Origin of the sequence: Rhodobacter maris, assembly GCF_900217815.1 — a bacterium.
GTDB classification, from domain to species: Bacteria; Pseudomonadota; Alphaproteobacteria; order Rhodobacterales; family Rhodobacteraceae; genus Rhodobacter; species Rhodobacter maris.
In genome coordinates, this window is record NZ_OBMT01000016.1 from 43,768 (window position 1) to 56,788 (window position 13,021).

The 13,021-nt window shown below is 66.7% G+C and carries 10 protein-coding genes; 7 read left to right on the forward strand and 3 right to left on the reverse strand.

Features of this window, described 5'->3' with window-relative positions; genetic code table 11:
• Nucleotides 1-43 precede the first annotated feature (43 nt).
• The 5 genes from CRO22_RS16090 (at nucleotide 44) to CRO22_RS16110 (ending at nucleotide 7,089) form a co-directional block, all read left to right on the forward strand.
• A complete protein-coding gene (locus CRO22_RS16090; RefSeq protein WP_097071178.1) occupies nucleotides 44-1,321 on the forward strand; it encodes a glycosyltransferase family protein in 1,278 nt (425 codons plus the stop codon).
• Complete coding sequence (locus tag CRO22_RS16095) at nucleotides 1,318-2,553, forward strand: glycosyltransferase family 4 protein (RefSeq protein ID WP_097071213.1); 1,236 nt, start codon at nucleotides 1,318-1,320, stop codon at nucleotides 2,551-2,553. The genes CRO22_RS16090 and CRO22_RS16095 overlap by 4 nt, the downstream gene beginning before the upstream one ends.
• Nucleotides 2,553-3,707 carry a glycosyltransferase family protein gene (locus CRO22_RS16100; RefSeq protein WP_217991912.1) on the forward strand — a complete coding sequence of 385 codons (1,155 nt, stop codon included), beginning with the start codon at nucleotides 2,553-2,555 and terminating at the stop codon, nucleotides 3,705-3,707. The genes CRO22_RS16095 and CRO22_RS16100 overlap by 1 nt, the downstream gene beginning before the upstream one ends.
• A 108-nt stretch (nucleotides 3,708-3,815) precedes the next feature.
• A complete protein-coding gene (locus CRO22_RS16105; protein ID WP_141399464.1) occupies nucleotides 3,816-6,497 on the forward strand; it encodes an ABC transporter transmembrane domain-containing protein in 2,682 nt (893 codons plus the stop codon).
• 115 nt (nucleotides 6,498-6,612) lie between these two features.
• Complete coding sequence (locus tag CRO22_RS16110) at nucleotides 6,613-7,089, forward strand: cyclic nucleotide-binding domain-containing protein (RefSeq protein WP_097071181.1); 477 nt, start codon at nucleotides 6,613-6,615, stop codon at nucleotides 7,087-7,089.
• 38 nt (nucleotides 7,090-7,127) lie between these two features.
• On the opposite strand, the gene CRO22_RS16115 is transcribed toward CRO22_RS16110, so the two are convergent.
• From CRO22_RS16115 to CRO22_RS16125, 3 genes are read right to left on the reverse strand one after another with little or no spacing between them, the layout of a single operon-like run.
• Nucleotides 7,128-7,877, reverse strand: a complete 750-nt coding sequence (locus CRO22_RS16115; protein WP_097071182.1) for a polysaccharide deacetylase family protein — start codon at nucleotides 7,875-7,877, stop codon at nucleotides 7,128-7,130.
• Nucleotides 7,870-8,991, reverse strand: coding sequence for a glycosyltransferase family 4 protein (locus CRO22_RS16120; protein ID WP_097071183.1), 1,122 nt, complete (start codon nucleotides 8,989-8,991; stop codon nucleotides 7,870-7,872). The genes CRO22_RS16115 and CRO22_RS16120 overlap by 8 nt, the downstream gene beginning before the upstream one ends.
• A gap of 7 nt (nucleotides 8,992-8,998) precedes the next feature.
• Nucleotides 8,999-9,922, reverse strand: coding sequence for a polysaccharide lyase (locus CRO22_RS16125; RefSeq protein WP_176518670.1), 924 nt, complete (start codon nucleotides 9,920-9,922; stop codon nucleotides 8,999-9,001).
• A 182-nt stretch (nucleotides 9,923-10,104) separates the two neighbouring features.
• Between CRO22_RS16125 and CRO22_RS16130 the strand changes: the two genes are divergently transcribed.
• Together CRO22_RS16130 and CRO22_RS16135 are read left to right on the forward strand one after the other, a co-directional pair.
• Nucleotides 10,105-11,457 (forward strand): nucleotide sugar dehydrogenase, encoded by a 1,353-nt coding sequence (locus CRO22_RS16130; RefSeq protein WP_097071185.1) that lies wholly within the window; start codon nucleotides 10,105-10,107, stop codon nucleotides 11,455-11,457.
• Between the two features lie 188 nt (nucleotides 11,458-11,645).
• Nucleotides 11,646-12,824 (forward strand): capsular polysaccharide export protein, LipB/KpsS family, encoded by a 1,179-nt coding sequence (locus tag CRO22_RS16135; RefSeq protein ID WP_097071186.1) that lies wholly within the window; start codon nucleotides 11,646-11,648, stop codon nucleotides 12,822-12,824.
• Nucleotides 12,825-13,021: the final 197 nt, after the last annotated feature.

Below are 13,021 nucleotides of genomic sequence, written 5' to 3' on the forward strand. Positions count from 1 at the left end.
GTGGCGCTTGCCTGTCCCGAAGGTTTTAACCAGTAGTGTGCCCATGAACAGCCAGCGCCTCGAAAACGCCCGTATCCTCATGTATAGCCACGACACTTTCGGTCTTGGTCACTTGAGCCGATGTCGCGCGATTGCCAATGCCCTTGTCGAGACCTATCGCGGCCTCTCGGTAATGATCATCTCCGGCGCAACAATCGCGGGCGCTTTCGATTACCGGGTGCGGGTCGATTTCGTCAAAGTGCCGAGCGTGATCAAGCTGCACAATGGCGAATATCAATCCATGGCGGCGCATACTTCGCTTACCGACACGCTGGCGATGCGCCGCGCCATCATCCGCCATACCGCCGAGAGCTTTCGCCCCGATATCTTCATCACCGACAAGGAACCGATGGGGCTTCATGGCGAGGTGGAGGAAACGCTCGCCTATTTGAAGGCGCGCGGCACGCGGCTGGTGCTGGGCCTGCGCGAGATCATGGATTCCCCCGAACTTCTTGCCAGCGAATGGGCCGGCAAGGAGATGATGGAGAAGATCGAGGCCTATTACGATGCGATCTGGGTCTATGGGCCGGAGGGGTTCAACGACCCGCTCGCCGGGCTCGATGTGCCCGAGACAGTGCGCGCGCGCATGCATTACACGGGCTTTTTGCGCCGCAGCCGCCCGCGCTCCGAGGCGATCCAGCCGCGCCCGGCAGAGGGCTATCTGCTCGTCACCACCGGCGGCGGCGGCGATGGCGCGGCCCTGGTGGAGGCCGTGCTGGCCGCCCATGAACACTCCCGAGCCACGCCGGACGAAGCGGCAGTGCCGCGCACGCTTGTAGTGCTTGGCCCCTATCTGCCGCCGCGCGAGCGCGCGGATTTCATCGCGCGCGCGCGCACCCTGCCCAATGTCGAGATCATCGAATTCGACAACCGGATGGAAGATCTTGTTGCGGGCGCACGCTGCGTGGTGGCGATGGGCGGCTATAACACCTTCTGCGAGATCCTGAGCTTTGACAAACCCGCGCTGATCGTGCCGCGCACCACGCCGCGGCTCGAGCAGGCCTTGCGCGCCGAGCGCGGGCAGGAATTTGGCCTTGTGCGGATGATGCCCGCCGAAGACATCACCGACACTCCGCGCTTTGCCGGGGCCCTGCGCGCGCTTTGCGATGCGCCCCCCCCCTCGCAAACGGTCGACGTGCGGATGCGCGCGGTGCTGGAGATGAACGGGCTTGAAACGGTCTCGGCCGATGTCGGCGCATGGATCTTTTCGGCGGCGCGCCCCGCCCCGCCGCCGCGCCCGGCACAGAGCGAACCCGCCCCGGAAATTCGGCTCGGCTCATGAGTGACCCGCTCCTCGTTGTCGTGCTCAAGGGCTATCCGCGGCTCTCAGAAACTTTCATCGCGCAGGAGCTTTTGGGGCTTGAGCGCGCGGGGCTGAGGCTTTTCCTCGTCTCGCTGCGCCACCCGACCGACACGCGCATCCATCCGGTGCATCGCGAGATCAAGGCGCCGGTGCATTACCTGCCCGAATATCTGCACGAAGAACCGCTGCGCGTGGCGCGCGCGGCGCTTTCGGGGCTGCGCTTGCCGGGCTTTCGGGCCGCGTTTGGCGCATTCTGGCGCGATCTGAAACGCGACATCACGCGCAACCGGGTACGCCGCTTTGGGCAGGCGCTGGTGATGGCGGCGGAGCTTCCGCCCGGAAATCTCTGGATTCACGCCCATTTCGCCCATACTCCCGCCTCGGTCGCACGCTATTGCGCGCTGCTGCGGGGCCAGAGCTTCACGATTTCGGCCCATGCCAAGGATATCTGGACATCGCCGGACTGGGAACTCGCCGAGAAGATGGCGCAGGCGCGCTGGACCGTCACCTGCACCGCTTCGGGGCGCGATCATCTGGCCGGTCTCGCACCCGGTGCGGCGGTGCATCTTGCGTATCACGGGCTTGATCTTGACCGGTTTCCGCCCTTCGCGGGCACTCGCCCGCCGCGCGACGGCAGCGCGAGCGCCGATCCGGTGCAGATCCTCTCGGTGGGCCGGGCAGTGCCGAAAAAGGGCTATGACGTGCTGTTGCGCGCGCTCGCCAAACTCCCTCCGGGGCTGCACTGGCGCCTCACCCATATCGGCGGCGGCGGCGAACTTGAGGGGCTGCAAGCTCTCGCGCACGAGCTGAGCCTTGACGGACGCATCACCTGGCAAGGCGCGCTGGCGCAGGAAGACGTGCTCGCCGCCTATCGCCGCGCCGATCTTTTCGTGCTCGCCAGCCGACGCACCCCCGAGGGGGACCGCGACGGGCTGCCCAATGTGATCGTCGAGGCGGCGAGCCAGGGGTTGATGCCGATCGGCACCGAGCTTTCGGGCATCCCGGAATTCGTCACCGAGGGCGAGACGGGCCTGCTCTGCCCGCCCGAAGACCCGCAAGCGCTGGCCGCCGTGTTGACACGCGCCATCACCACGCCCGGTCTGCGCGCCCGCCTTGGCGCCGCCGCCGAGGCACGGGTGCGCACCGAGTTTGACGCGCGCCCCGGCATCACCCGGCTCACCGCGCTTTTCCGCAGCGCCTGGGGGGGCTGATGGCAGGCCGTATTCTCTTTTATATCCAGCACCTTCTGGGCATCGGCCATCTGGCGCGTGCAAGCCGCATCGCCACCGCGCTGATCGAGCGCGGCGCCGAGGTCACGCTGGTCACCGGCGGCATGCCTGTTTCGGGCTTTCCGCCGCCGGGTGTGCCGCATGTGGCGCTGCCGCCACTGCGCTCCGCGAGCGAGGGCTTCAAGGGCTTCGCCGATGGTTCCGGCGCCGAGGCCTCCCCCGCCTATCTCGCCGCGCGCCGCGATCTTCTGCTCCAGACCTTTCGCGATCTGCGCCCCGATGTCGTTGTGACCGAAGCCTTCCCCTTTGGCCGCCGTCAGATGCGTTTTGAGCTCCTGCCGCTGATCGCAGCCCTTGAGGCCGCCACGCCGCGGCCGCGCCTTGTGGCCTCGGTACGCGACATCGTGCAGGAAAAGACAAAGGCCGAGCGTGACCGCGAAACGGTGGAGATGATCCGCGCGCATTATGACCTCGTGCTCGTGCATGGCGATCCGGCCTTTGCCGCGCTGAAAGACAGCTTTCCGCTCGCCGACGACATCGCCGACAAGATCCGCCACACCGGGCTTGTTGTTCCGCCCGCGCCGGAGCCCGCCAAAGACGGCGTCGATGTCGTGATCTCGGCAGGCGGTGGTGCGGTGGGCGCGGCGCTTTCGCGCGCGGCGCTCGGGGCGCTGGCGCGCCTCTCCGGGCGGCTCTCGGTCTGCCTGATCACCGGGCCGAACCTGCCCGAGCCGGTGCGCGCCGACCTTGCCGCCAGCGCCGCAAGCCTGCCGCAGCATGATCTGCGCCTCGAAACCTTTTACCCCGGCCTTGCGCGGCTCCTTGCCGCCTCGAAGCTCTCGATCTCGCAGGCGGGCTACAACACCGTGGGCGATATCTTGCAGGCGGGCTGCCGCAGCATTCTCGTGCCCTATGCGGCGGGCGACGAGACCGAACAGACCCGGCGCGCCGAGCGCCTTGAGCGGATTGGCCGCGCGTATGTGATCGCGGAAACCCGGCTCGATGCGGAGAGCCTCGCCGGAGCGATCACCGCGGCGCTGGCCACGCCAAGGCCCGCGCCGGGCGGCGGCGGGCTTGCGCTTGATGGCGCGACCCGCTCCGCAGAGCTTCTGTGCGCCGTTGCCGAGGGCGGCTGAGCGCGGCGGCTCTGGCAAATTTCTCCGCTTTGCGGCATAAATTGGCAAAAGAGAGCGCCAGGAGATCCCCGAACCGGCGCCATTCTCCCCGTGATCCGGATCGAGTTGATGGACCCCAAATTGTTTCGGTATATCTGGGCGTATACGCGCCGTGAGCAGATCGCCATCATGCTGATCGTTCTCGTGTCGATGATCCCCTATTACATGGCCTTCGATTTGCCCAAGGCGATCGTCAACCAGCCGATCCAGGGCCATGGGTTCGAAACTCCGGGCGCAACGCTGCCCTTTCTGGATCTAAGTTTCTCGCTCCCCGGCCTCGGCCCCGTCACATTCTTTGACGGCTTCCAACTCGACCGGCTCGAAACGCTCGCGGCACTCTCGGTCGCTTTTTTGGCCATGGTGATCGTGAACGGGCTCTTCAAGCTCACCATCAACACCCGCAAGGGGCGGCTCGGCGAGCGGCTGTTGCGGCGCATCCGCTATGACCTCGTCGACCGGATCCTGCGGTTCCCGAATGCACGGTTCAAGCAGATCAAGGCGGGCGAAGTCTCAAGCATGGTGAAGGACGAGCTCGAACCGCTCGGCGGCTTTGCGGGCGATGCTTTCGTGCAACCTGCGCTCTTGGGCGGGCAGGCGCTCACGGCGATGCTCTTTATCTTCGTGCAGCATTTCTGGCTGGGCATGATGGCGGCGGGGATGGCGGCTATTCAGGTGTTGATCATCCCGCGCATGCGCCGTGCGCTGATCGTGCTGGGGCGCGAACGGCAGGTGACCGCGCGCGAGCTTGCCGGCCGCGTGGCCGAGATCGTCGACAATATCGAGACCGTCCACGCCAATGACGGCGGCAACTGGGAACGCGCCGATATCGTCAGCCGGCTCGCACGGATCTTTTCGATCCGCTACGAGCTTTATCAGCGCAAGTTCATGGTGAAGTTCCTCAACAACCTGATCTCGCAGATCACACCGTTTTTGTTTTACGCGATCGGCGGCTATCTCACGATCACCGACCGGCTCAACGTCGGCCAGCTCGTTGCGGTGATCAACGCCTACAAGGAACTGCCGGGACCGCTGAAAGAACTGATCGACTGGGATCTGGCGCGCCAAGACACGCAGATGCGCTACGAGCAGGTGGTCGAGCGGTTCGAAGACGAGAATATGGCCGAACCCGCGCCAGAGCCCGGCGAAGAACTTTGCACGCTGCCGCCCGCGCCGGTGCTTGAGGTTGCCCATGTCACGGTAAAAAGCGACATGGGCGCGGTTTTGCTCAATGATTTCAGCCTTGAGATCCCGCCCGGGCGCACGGTCGCGCTCACCGGCGGCTCGCTTGGCGGCTCCAGCGTGCTGGCCGAACTCCTCGGACGCATCCTCACGCCCTCCAAGGGGCGCGTCACCGTGGACGGGCACGACCTGTTCCGCCTGCCCGAAAGCCTCGCCACGCAGGCAATCGGCTATGTCGGGGCGAATCCGGCAATGTTCTCGGGCACAATCCTCGACAATATCTGCTACGGGCTGCGCCACCGGATCCCGCTGATCACCCATGAAGATGGATCGCCCCGCGTCGACACCAACCATAACCAATGGCACTGGCGCGAAACGGCCCGCGCCGGCAACCCGCTCTTTGATGTCGATGGCGACTGGATCGATTACAACGCACTGCAACCGGTGAGCGGCCCCGAAGGGCTGCTGCCCTCGATTGCCACTGTGCTCGAAGTGGTGGAGCTGAGCCAGGAGGTGCTGATGCTCGCGCTCAAGGAACGGATCGGCCCGGAGGCGGGCACGATCCTGCCCGAGGGGGTGCTGGCGCTGCGCACCGTCCTGCGCGAGCATCTGAGCGCGCAAAGGCTCGAGGGGCTGGTTCTGCCGTTCGAACCGGACCAGTTCAACATTCAGACTACGATTGGCGAGAACCTCCTCTTCGGTGTCACGGGCGATCCGCAGAACAGGCTGCCGCGGATCGTGCGCCACCCGTTCTTCGCGCGCACGCTGATTTCTCAGGGGCTCGATGCGGAGCTTTTCGCGCTTGGCTGGAATTTCGCTCGCATCACCCTCGATGTCTTCAACGGCGTCGCCGACACGCCCGAGGTGCTGCAATGGCTCACCTACATGACGCCGGAGGAGATGCCCGCCTTCGAGAAAACACTCGCGCGCACCACCGCAGACGGCGCCGAGAGCGCCACGCTCGACGACCGGGTGCGGCTGATCCGGCTCGCCTTTGCCTATGTCGAGCCGACCTACCGCTTCGGCTTGCTGGACGACAGGCTGCGTGCGCAGGTGGTCGCCTGCCGCCACAAGCTGCATGCCAATATGCCCGAAGAACTGCGCGCTCTGGTCGAGCGCTACGAGCCGGAGCGCTATCTGTTCAACGCCTCGCTGATGGAAAACATCCTGTTCGGCAAGATCAACCGCCGCTACGGCCATGCCGAGGAGCGGGTGCAACAGGCCGTGCTCGCGGTGCTCAACCGCGCCTTCGAGACCGACCCCGAGATGCGCGATCAGATGATGGGCCTCGGCCTCGCGCAGGAGGTCGGCCCGGGCGGGCGGCGCATCACGCGGCTGCAGCGCTCCAAGATCGGTCTGGCCCGGCTGCTGATTCGCAACGCCCGGTTCTATGTGCTCAACGAGGCGCTCGCGGGGCTTGATCCTGCGTTGCAACAGCGTCTGGTGAACAACATCTTGGAGTATTTGCACCACTTGCCGCAGAAGCCCGGTGTGATCTGGGCCCTCACCAACACCACTTTTGCCCGCCAATTCAGCGAAGTGGTCGAAATCCGCGATGGTCATGCCCATTGAGGCCTCAGACGGCTCTCTGATGCGTGAAGAGCTATTTACGTGGCTTTCATGCGCCCTCATATTATAGGAGGAACGGTTCGGCGACGGACCCTCCCGACTGGGAAAGGAGACTTCCATGCTGTTTCGCGATGAAGTCGAACTGATCGGAAAGCTGCCACTGCTTTCCGGGGTGGATCCGTCCCGGCTGCGCATGCTCTGCTTCGCATCGGACCGGGAAACGTTTGCCCCCGGAGATGTGATCTTTCGTGAAGGCGAGGCCAACGAGGGCGCCTATGTGATCCTCTCGGGCGAGGTCGATGTGCACAAGGCCAGCGACGGCAGCCATGTCATCAAGCGCGGGTCAGAGGCGGGAGTGGCGATCGTCGGGCAGAGTTCGATGATCGAGGATGCGCCCTATGCCGCCACGGTTACCGCGCGCACCGAAATCGAGGCGCTGCGTCTGAACTCGCGCTGCTTCATGAAGCTGATGGCCTCCTGCCCGAAAAGCAGCGAAAAGATCATGCGGGCGCTTGGCGCGCAGCTCAATGCCAATGGCGTGATCTCGCCCGGCGCCGCCTCGGATTACTTCGACCAGATCCGCAAGGCGCACTGATCCCCGCCTGCCTGACGCCGCTTCTCCCGAGGGGGCTCTTATCCTTCAAGCTCCACAAGCAACCGCTCCGCGCCGACCCAGTGTGCGCCAGCTTTTGTTGTGAGTGCCGCGAACTCTTCCAGAAAAGCCCAGCAGGCCGCATCATGCACAAGATGATGCGTCAAAAGCCCGGCAAAGGGCAGATCCGCGCGCGCAAGCGCTGCCAGTTCCCGCCAGAGCGTATTGGGCGCGCGGAGGGAGCGCGTACCATGCCAGTCCATGATGTCGAGATGGGTGTTGATCTGCGCCTCCGGCCCCTTCGGCGCGCCGAAAGTGGAGAGCGCCTTGAACCCAGCCGCCCCGAGCCCGGCCCTGACTGCGGGCGCGATCCGGTTCCACGGCGGCACAAGGAGGGCGAGGCACCGCTCATGGTGCAGCGCGCGAAGCTGCGCATGGCCGCGGGCGAGCTCTTCGAGCACGCTCTGTGCCGGGCGCGCCGGACAAAGCTCGCATTTCTTTTCATCCGACCCGGCATGATTGGCGTGGCTGTAGCCATGCGGAGCGACGCGCACACCCGCTTCCCCCGCCAGCCGCTCGGCAAGCGCAGGCCCGCTCGGCGCCGCCCCCTCGGGCGCGGGGATCACCGCGAGCGTCAGCGGCAGTCTATGCCCGGCCACAAGATCGAGAAGCCGGTCGAGCGGGGCGCTCGGCGCCACCGCATCGTCGTCGCGCCACCACAGCCGCAGCGGTCGCCCAGCGGCGGCACGCGCAGAAAGCGCCTCGATCGCCAGCCGTTTTCCCTCATCCATCGGCGTTCTCCTTGCCCTTCATCGCGCAGGCAAGCCCGCGCGCCAGATCTGCCACCGCGCGCGGGCGGGCATGGCGCGCCAGCACCCGCGCCCGGGCCGCTGCCCCCATCTGCCGCTTCAGCGTGGAATCGTCCAGAAGCCGCGCCAGATCATGCGCCAGCGCCGCCACATCGCCGGGCGGGCTCAAGAGGCCCGTCTCCCCCGCCGCCACCACCTCGGGCACCCCCGCGGTTGCCCAGCCAACGACCGGCAGCCCCGCCGCCTGCGCCTCCAGATAGGCGAGCCCATAGGCCTCGCCACAGCCGGGCCAAAGATACACATCCGCCGCCGCCAGTTCCGCACGCACTCCCTCGGGGGGCAGCGCACCGATAAAGCGCACCCGGCCCGGCGGCAAAAGCGCCTCCACCTCGGCGCGCATCGGCCCGTCCCCCACCACGGTGAGCGCCCAGTCTGCGCCCACAGGCAGTTCCGCGAGCGCCTGCGCCAAGGCGCGATAGCTCTCCATCTTGTCGCCCGCGCGCATCATCGCCACGGTGACAATGCGGCGCCCGGCGAGCGGCGCGGGGGGCGGCAGCGCCTCCAGCTCCAGAAAGGGATGGAGCCGCATCAGCGCAAGCCCCGGCGCCCCCGCGCTGAGCCCGGCCGCATCGCGCGCAGTGAGGGCAAAATTCATCCCCGCCCCCAGAAGCGCGCTGCGCATCCGCTCCTGCGTCTCGGCCCAGAGCCCGATATTGCGGCGCGCCGACAGCGAGGCCTCAGCGCTGACCCACGGAAGGCCGAAGCGGGCCGCGAGCGGCGGGCCGATCAGGTCCGGCGCCTTGTAATAGGGATGGTAGCAAAACCACAGATCGGGCGGGCCCGCGCGCTCCCAAAGCGCCGCGATGCGGGCGCGCTCGGCCTCGGCCTCGGCCTCAAGGCGGTCGAGCGCAGCGCTGTCCTCTGATCGCGGCAGAAAGGCGCGCAAGGAGGAGGCGAGCCCCACCTCCGCCCCCGTCGCCGCAAGCGCCGCCATCAACTGCCGCGCCATCAGCCGGTCGCCCGAGGCCACCGGATGATCGGGCGCTTTCAGCGGCGCGTAAAACGCGATGGTCCGGCACGGCGGGGCGGCGGGCATGCTCACCTTATTCCCCCAGCCCCGCGCAGACCGCGGCCGGGGCCACGGCGCGACAGGCAGGCCCACGCGCGAAACTGTCAAAATAAAGCGTCCACCGGCTTTGATGCGCATCGCGGTAGGGGCCGAACTTGAAATACTGGTGCGGGCCCAGCCCCGCGCCCGCAGCGCCGATCACGCCCTCGGCCCGCACCACGCGCCGCCCGTCGACGACAAGCTCGATCTGCCCCTCTCCGCCCGGCCCCGGCCGGGTGTAAAAGAGGTAATCGTGCCAGACCGGGCGCGCGGCAGGCAAAAACCCGGGGCCGCTGAGCCGCAAGGCATCACTGCAGCGGTCGAACTCGCGTGCAAGTTCCGGTCGCCAGCCCGCGCCCACCGCCACCAGAAAGCGCATCTGCCCGGTGTCCGGCCGTAGCCAGACCGGCACCAGCCCGCGCGGGCATTGCCCCTTTTCTGGCCGGGGCAGCCCCGGCCGGGGCGGGTGATAATTGCTCTCGATCGTGGCGAAAAGCACGCCCGCGCGCATCCTGAGCGCCAGAAACGGGCTGAAATCGCCCTCTGCCCCCGGGCGGATCTCGCGCTTCCATTGCATCATGACATAGCGGTGATCATCTTGCGGCACCGGCGCGCCAAGCCGCATCGAGAGCGCGGTCCAGACGCCTTCCTCATAGGGCACGCGGTTGCGGGTATCTTGCCAGACCTCGGCACGCTCGCTGCACCGCAGGGCGCCCGGCGCGCAATGCGGCACAACTGTGAGTTCAAGCGCGCTCTTCCCCGCCCGCGCGCCCTCCTGCACGAAGCGGTAGCTGCCTGCGCGCTGCTCGGCATTGTCGCGGTAATAAAGTCCGCTCCGCGGAGAAAACGCCCCGCCCTCGAAGCCGTCGCGCAACAGCCGCGCGGCCGGGTCCGGCCCGGCCATCCCAGCCTGCGTCAAGATCCCTCCCGCCAGCAGCCCCAGCGCAAACACGCACGCCATCCGGCGCAGCGCGGCTGCCCGAAGGGAAAAATCTGGAGAACTCATGCAACCTCGGCCGTTGTTTCAGGTTACTGCCCTTGGGTCAGCTTGACACGCCCGCGTCGAACTTCCAAGTCGGACCCACCAGCTCAGGACATCCCATGCAAGACCTTTCCGAACCGCTCTCGCCCCTCGCCGCAACTCTGATGGACCGGATCACGACCCGAAAGGCGCGCGCCGGCGTGATCGGGCTTGGCTATGTCGGGCTGCCGCTCGCGGTGACGCTTGCCCGCGCCGGTTACAGCGTTACTGGCTTTGATATCGACCCGCCCAAGGTGGCACAGATCGCGCGCGGCGCGAGCTATATCGAGGCGGTCCCCTCGGAAGTTCTGGGCGCGCTCGTGACCGCGGGCCAGCTTGAAGCAACCGCAGATCTCGCGCGGCTCGCAGAATGCGATGTGATCGCGATCTGCGTGCCGACGCCGCTCTCAAAACACCGTGACCCGGACCTGAGCTTTGTCGAGGAGACCACCCGCGCCGTGGCGCGCACGCTGCGCCCGGGCCAGTTGATCATCCTCGAATCGACCACATGGCCGGGCACCACCGACGAGGTGCTGCGCCCGATCCTGCAGGCGGGCGGCCTTGTCTCCGGGCAGGAATTCTTCCTTGGCTTCTCGCCCGAACGCGAAGACCCCGGCAACCGCGATTTCACCACCGCAACGATCCCGAAAGTGGTCTCGGGCGACGGGGCGGCGGCGCGCGCGCTGGTCGCGGCCTTTTACGGCGCGGCGCTGGAACGGATCGTGCCGGTCTCGACCAATGCCACCGCCGAGGCGGTGAAGATCACCGAAAACGTGTTTCGGGCCGTGAACATCGCGCTCGTGAACGAGTTGAAGGTGGTCTACGACGCGATGGGGATCGACATCTGGGAAGTGATCGAGGCGGCGAAAACCAAGCCCTTCGGCTTCATGCCCTTTTATCCCGGGCCCGGCCTTGGCGGCCACTGCATCCCGATCGACCCGTTCTATCTCACATGGAAATCGCGCGAGTTCGAGCTGCCGACCCGGTTCATCGAACTTGCGGGCGAGATCAACGCCGCGATGCCGCATTATGTGGTCGACCGGCTCGCCGAGGCGCTCGACCGGCATGCGGGCAAGGCGCTGAGCCGGTCGCGGGTTCTGGTGCTGGGCGTCGCCTACAAGAAGAACGTGCCCGACATGCGCGAGAGCCCGGCGCTGAAGCTCATTCATCTGCTCGAAGACCGCGGCACCGAGGTGCTCTATCACGACCCGCATGTGGCCGCGATCCCGCGCACCCGTGCTTACGGCCATTTCGAGGGGCGCTGCTCGACGCCGCTCACTCCCGAAACCCTGGCCGGTGTCGATGCGGTGCTGATCGCCACCGATCATGATGCCGTGGACTACGCGCGCGTCGCAGAGGCGCCGCTCGTGCTCGACACCCGCAATGCGATGCTGCGTCACGGGCTGACGGGGGCGCATATATTCAAGGCGTGAACGCGACGCGAAAGGTTCTGTGGCCGCGCGCGGCCCCCCGGAGCCGCGCCTCGGGGCAGAGAGGCGATGCGCCGATTTGCGCAGCAGCGCCGTTGGTGTATAGGGAGCCGTCCCGCTTCGACGAGGGCGCGATCCTTGGCTTGCCTCGTTCGCGCTCCGGAGCAGATCAGTTGAGAGGAGGGTCTGACGTGACCGTCGCGCCTTTGCGTTTCACTTGCCTGGAAGAGCGGAAAGGCCAGCGCGACCTTCTCAAACAACTGTTCCCGCGCATTGCCGAGGTGACCTGGCTGCTCGCGCCACCGCTCGGCTGGCGCGATTATCCGCAGTCGGAAGCACGCGCCTGGGAGGCATATGACCGGCGCAAGACCCCGGCGGCGACAGGTGTGATGCGGCGTCTCAAGCAACGGCTCCTGAAATGGCAATACAACGGCGCGCGCCGCTATTTTGAAGCGAACAAGGCATGCGTTGCGGTTGCGTGGAACGCGCAGGCCGGGAACCGTTACGTTTTCATGCAGGCGGCGCGGGATGCCGGTGTGAAGCGGCTGTTTCTCGAACTCGGGCCGTTTCCGGGCACGCTGACCGCCGATCCCTGTGGCGTCAATTTCGTCAACGGATTGCCGCGCGAGATTGCGCCCTATCTGGAGTGGCGCAGAACCACGCCATCGGCAGAGCCCGGGTGGCGCAGCCTCGCACAGACGATCCGTCAACGCGCCGCGGCGGGCGAGGTGAAACCGAGTGCGGCGGATGTGCCGCCGCTGGAGGCGCCCTATGTCTTCGCGCCCTTGCAGACGCCGGGCGACAGCCAGCTGCGGCTCTTTGGCGGCGAGCACCGCTCGGTCGAGGCTTTCGTCCGCGCCCTCGTGCGCGCCAGTCACGCCCTGCCGGCGGGCTGGCATCTGCGCCTCAAGGAACATCCCACGGCCCCGGGCTCGCTGGCAGAGTTCATCACCCGGGAGGCCCGGGGGAGCCGGGTCGTTCTTGACAATCAGACCGACACGTTCGCACAGGTGCGGGCGGCCCGCGCCGTGGTGACCGTCAATTCCTCCGTCGGGCTTGAAGCCATGGGGTTCGACAAGCCGGTGATCGCGACCGGGCAGTGTTTCTGGGCTTTTGACGGGGTCGCCCATCACGCGCCGGGGGATGCGGAGCTGGCACAGCTCTTTGCCACGGCCGATACTCTGAGCTTCGATGCCACGGCGCGCGATGCATTCCTCGGCTTCCTGTTCGAAGAATATTACCCCCGCCTGCGCAGGCCGGACAGCCCCGAGATTGACCTGTCCGCCGAGTTGGCCAAGCTCACCTTGCGACTGGACCCCCCGGCAGGGCATCCGATCTGGGCACGCCCCTGCAAGGATCTTTCCGCATGACCGCACCAGGCTCGGAGGCCGAGATGATGATGGCAAGGAGACATGTGGCATGATCCCCGCCTGGAAGATCAGGCGCGAGATCCTGCGCCTGAAGTCGCAACTCTCGTACCTGCCGCGTCGGATCGTCGAACCGCTGTTGCGGGCGCATCACGATCACACGCGCTGGGCGCGGATCGCGGTCACCGAGGGCCCGGGCA

Excerpts from the sequence above, each read along its gene's own strand:
- CRO22_RS16090 (WP_097071178.1), top strand. The coding sequence starts at position 44 with ATGAACAGCCAGCGCCTCGAAAACGCCCGTATCCTCATGTATAGCCAC.
- CRO22_RS16095 (WP_097071213.1), top strand. The coding sequence starts at position 1,318 with ATGAGTGACCCGCTCCTCGTTGTCGTGCTCAAGGGCTATCCGCGGCTC.
- CRO22_RS16100 (WP_217991912.1), top strand. The coding sequence starts at position 2,553 with ATGGCAGGCCGTATTCTCTTTTATATCCAGCACCTTCTGGGCATCGGC.
- CRO22_RS16105 (WP_141399464.1), top strand. The coding sequence starts at position 3,816 with ATGGACCCCAAATTGTTTCGGTATATCTGGGCGTATACGCGCCGTGAG.
- CRO22_RS16110 (WP_097071181.1), top strand. The coding sequence starts at position 6,613 with ATGCTGTTTCGCGATGAAGTCGAACTGATCGGAAAGCTGCCACTGCTT.
- CRO22_RS16115 (WP_097071182.1), bottom strand. The coding sequence starts at position 7,877 with ATGGATGAGGGAAAACGGCTGGCGATCGAGGCGCTTTCTGCGCGTGCC.
- CRO22_RS16120 (WP_097071183.1), bottom strand. The coding sequence starts at position 8,991 with ATGCCCGCCGCCCCGCCGTGCCGGACCATCGCGTTTTACGCGCCGCTG.
- CRO22_RS16130 (WP_097071185.1), top strand. The coding sequence starts at position 10,105 with ATGCAAGACCTTTCCGAACCGCTCTCGCCCCTCGCCGCAACTCTGATG.